Source organism: Bradyrhizobium sp. (assembly GCF_017881085.1).
In the GTDB taxonomy this organism is placed as follows: domain Bacteria; phylum Pseudomonadota; class Alphaproteobacteria; order Rhizobiales; family Xanthobacteraceae; genus Bradyrhizobium.
This window is the reverse complement of the sequence record NZ_JADGRI010000466.1, coordinates 1-3026: the sequence shown is the minus strand read 5'-3', so window position 1 is coordinate 3026 and position 3026 is coordinate 1. Positions and strand designations below refer to the sequence as shown.

The 3026-nt window shown below is 60.4% G+C and carries 3 protein-coding genes and 1 pseudogene; 1 reads left to right on the top strand and 3 read right to left on the bottom strand.

All coding sequences use genetic code 11. The features are described from left to right. The 3 genes from QZ213_RS26710 to QZ213_RS26700 form a co-directional block, all read right to left on the bottom strand. On the bottom strand, positions 1 to 818 hold an 818-nt coding region (locus tag QZ213_RS26710), incomplete at its 3' end, for a hypothetical protein (protein WP_291689050.1). Between the two features lie 24 nt (positions 819 to 842). Further along, positions 843 to 1844 (bottom strand): L-histidine N(alpha)-methyltransferase, encoded by a 1002-nt coding sequence (egtD, locus tag QZ213_RS26705; RefSeq protein ID WP_291689049.1) that lies wholly within the window; start codon positions 1842 to 1844, stop codon positions 843 to 845. A gap of 468 nt (positions 1845 to 2312) precedes the next feature. Then, positions 2313 to 2594, bottom strand: coding sequence for a hypothetical protein (locus QZ213_RS26700; RefSeq protein ID WP_291689048.1), 282 nt, complete (start codon positions 2592 to 2594; stop codon positions 2313 to 2315). A gap of 250 nt (positions 2595 to 2844) precedes the next feature. Between QZ213_RS26700 and QZ213_RS26695 the strand changes: the two are divergent. Then, positions 2845 to 3026 (top strand): annotated as a pseudogene (locus tag QZ213_RS26695) (hypothetical protein); the annotation flags it as partial.

The window sequence follows — 3026 nt, the reverse complement described above, 5'->3', positions numbered from 1 at the left end:
CCGCCGGGCGGCATGGCGTGCCGCTCCGGATCCCAATCTTCGTGGAAGGTGGTCTGCACGCTGGTGACGCTCGGCATGCGCAGCACCTCGTCGATTAGGCTCCGCGGCGGATGCCGGTAATACCGGCCCTTCGGCCCGAACAGCACAACGCTGTAGCCCTCGCGCCGGTCGTCATCGGCGAAGTCCCATCGGCCGGCGGCGTAAAGCCCCACCAGCGCCTGCACCCAGCCCGGTCCGTAAAGGTCAGGCCATTGATCGCTGAAGCGCAGATGCATTTCGATCATGCGGCCACCGATGGTCTCGATATTCAGCATGCCGGTGTAGCCGCGCAGGTGATGCGCGATCCATTCGCCGCAATAGCGCTCGATCTCGGGCTCGCGATCGGCATGCACGGTCCAGTGATCGAACGTGCCCTCGCCGGCCGACTGGCCGGTGACGTGGCGCCACCAGCGCGGCTCGCCGCCGACGATGGCGACGTCGGTGCTCACGTGGCGGCCCTCAAGCATGATCATCCACATGTGGCCGGAGGTCTGATGCAACGCGTAGTCCGCGGCCGAGTGGATGATGCGGGTATCGACCCCCATGCCCTTGAGATTGACGATGGGCTTGGAGAATACCGGAAAGGACGGCGGCAACGTGCCATGCGGGCCGGCATCGAGCCCCTGGTTCCGGGCGATAGCGATCTTGTCGTAGATCCAGCGGAACTCCGGATTCCACTCCCAGCCATCTGCATCTTCGGTCGGGACGTTCACCCCGGGCGGACAGTCGGCGCCTTCAAAATATTGCATCCGCCACGGGTCGGCTTCGCAGATCGGCATGAGTGAACCGCTATGCGGCGGCGGTCAATGCGGCGTGTGACGCGTCGCAGCCGCGTCGGCCAGGGTGAAGGCCTGGATGGAAAAATAGTCCTGCGTATCGGTCCAGGCCGCCACCGGCGTCCAGCCGACGCCGCGCGCTAGCGCACCCAGCGACTCGATGCTGTATTTGTAGCTGTTCTCGGTGTGGATGGTTTCGCCGGCGCGGAACTCGATGGTTTCGCCGGCCACCCACACTTTCTGCCGCTTCAGGCTGGCGAGGTGCATTTCGATGCGATGGCGCTCGCGGTTGTAGAACGCATGATGCTCGAAAGTATCGAGCTTGAAGGTGCCGCCGAGCTCGCGATTGACGCGCACCAGCAGATTGAGATTGAACTTTGCGGTGACGCCGCCCGCGTCGTTATAGGCGGCGTTGAGCACCTCGGCCGGCTTGATCAAGTCGACGCCGATAATCAGCGTGCCGCCAGGCCCGAGAATCCGTCCGGCGTTGCGTAGGAACGCTGCCGTTTCATGCGGCTCAAAATTGCCGACGGTGGAGCCCGGGAAAAATCCGACGCGCACCGGCGCTGCTTTCGCTTCAGCCGGCAGTTCGAACGGGAAACAGAAATCCGCCGTCACGGGCAATATTTTCAGCTGCGAGAAATCGGGCCGCAGTTCGGCCACCTCCCGCTCCAGCATCTCGCCGCAGATGTCAACCGGCACATAGGCCGCGAGCTTGGGCGCCTCGTGCAGCAGGATGCGCGCCTTCTTGTTCGAGCCGCTACCGAATTCCACCAGCGCCGCGCCTTCCGGAATCAGCTTGGCGATGTCGGCGGCGTGATCGCGCAAGATGCGCATCTCGCAGCGGGTCGGGTAATATTCCGGCATCTCGGTGATGCGCTCGAACAACTGCGAGCCGGCATCGTCGTAAAAATATTTCGCCGGCACCCGCTTCGGAGTTGTGCTCAAGCCTTCGAGGACGTCGGTCTCGAACGCGGAGGCTTCCGTGATTTGCGGCTGCGGGCGTGAGGAACGTGCGAGCGCTACCATTTTGCCTCTTGTCTCATTTGTATCATTCATAGCGCATGATCTTTCAGAAAACCGGTTCCCACTTTTCGGGATCGTGCGCGCGCCCGCCTGTATCGCGGATTTGCGTTTCGATTTTGGTTTGCGTTTGCGTTTGCGGTCAATCCTGCGCTGGATCGAACATTCCCGCCGCGCGACGATTGCCGCCTTGCGCGCGAACCCCGATGGCGATTTCGTCTTCCGTTTCGCGTTTGTTTTCGTGGCCATCTGCTTTTCATCGCCTTTCCGGCCGTGTATTAAGAGCTGCGTTTCTTCTTCGGGACATTCTTGCTTGTGAATTGGCGCGATCTCGGGACCCCACCGGGATTAATCAATTCAGATCCTTGCCGCGCCGATCGGCGTCGGGAACCCGCGCTGAAACACATGGTGAATGCGGTGGATGGCTCGGACTTTAGCCCCGAATCTCGGTTCGCTCTATCCGGGCTGCGCTTGCTATTTCTTGTCAGGCTCGACGACTGTCTTCGACGAACCTTCTGGCGCGGCCTGCATGCCCGGCGCGGTCTCACCTTGTGGGCTTGAGGCAGGAGCGCCGCCAGACTTAGTGTTGATCGGGCCGGTCCAGCCTTGCGGTTGCAACTGACCCTTCGTCTCGGGAGTAACCGTGCGGCCGGTGCTGTACTCAGGTGTGTCCGCGTTTTTATTCTCCGGCAGGGCTTGTGCCCATGCCATCCCGGCAGAGGAGACAAAGCAGACGGCGATAAGCGCGATGCGCATGGGTGTCCCCCCATTATCTCTCACCACAAAACCAATATACGCCTCTTACAGGCTATCGCGCGCTCCGCATTGATCTTGATCAACCAGCCGACGCCTCGCTGTAATCCCTTTAGATGTGTCCCGGCCGAAGCGTTAGAATGTTTAATCCTTGCAGTCCGGTTGCGGAAGATGGCCGTGGCCGTAGTTCTGGAGGAACTCTAAGTCCCGCTAAGCCGTTGTAGTTATCTAGTCCCCTACGAGGAGGCATCCAATGGCGAATAAATCGAAGGCAAAGGACAAAGTTGAAAATCCTGAAGCACACTTCGCCAAGCCTAAGGAAGTCGTTAAAGATAGCGTTCTATCCCATGATGAAAAAAAGGATGCACTCAATACCTGGGAGCAAGACGAACGACAGTTACTGACGGCAAGCAGCGAAGGTATGTCCGGAAGCGA

Bases quoted from the DNA above. Each gene is read 5' to 3' on its own strand.
- egtD (WP_291689049.1), bottom strand. From the start codon at position 1,844: ATGGTAGCGCTCGCACGTTCCTCACGCCCGCAGCCGCAAATCACGGAA.
- QZ213_RS26700 (WP_291689048.1), bottom strand. From the start codon at position 2,594: ATGCGCATCGCGCTTATCGCCGTCTGCTTTGTCTCCTCTGCCGGGATG.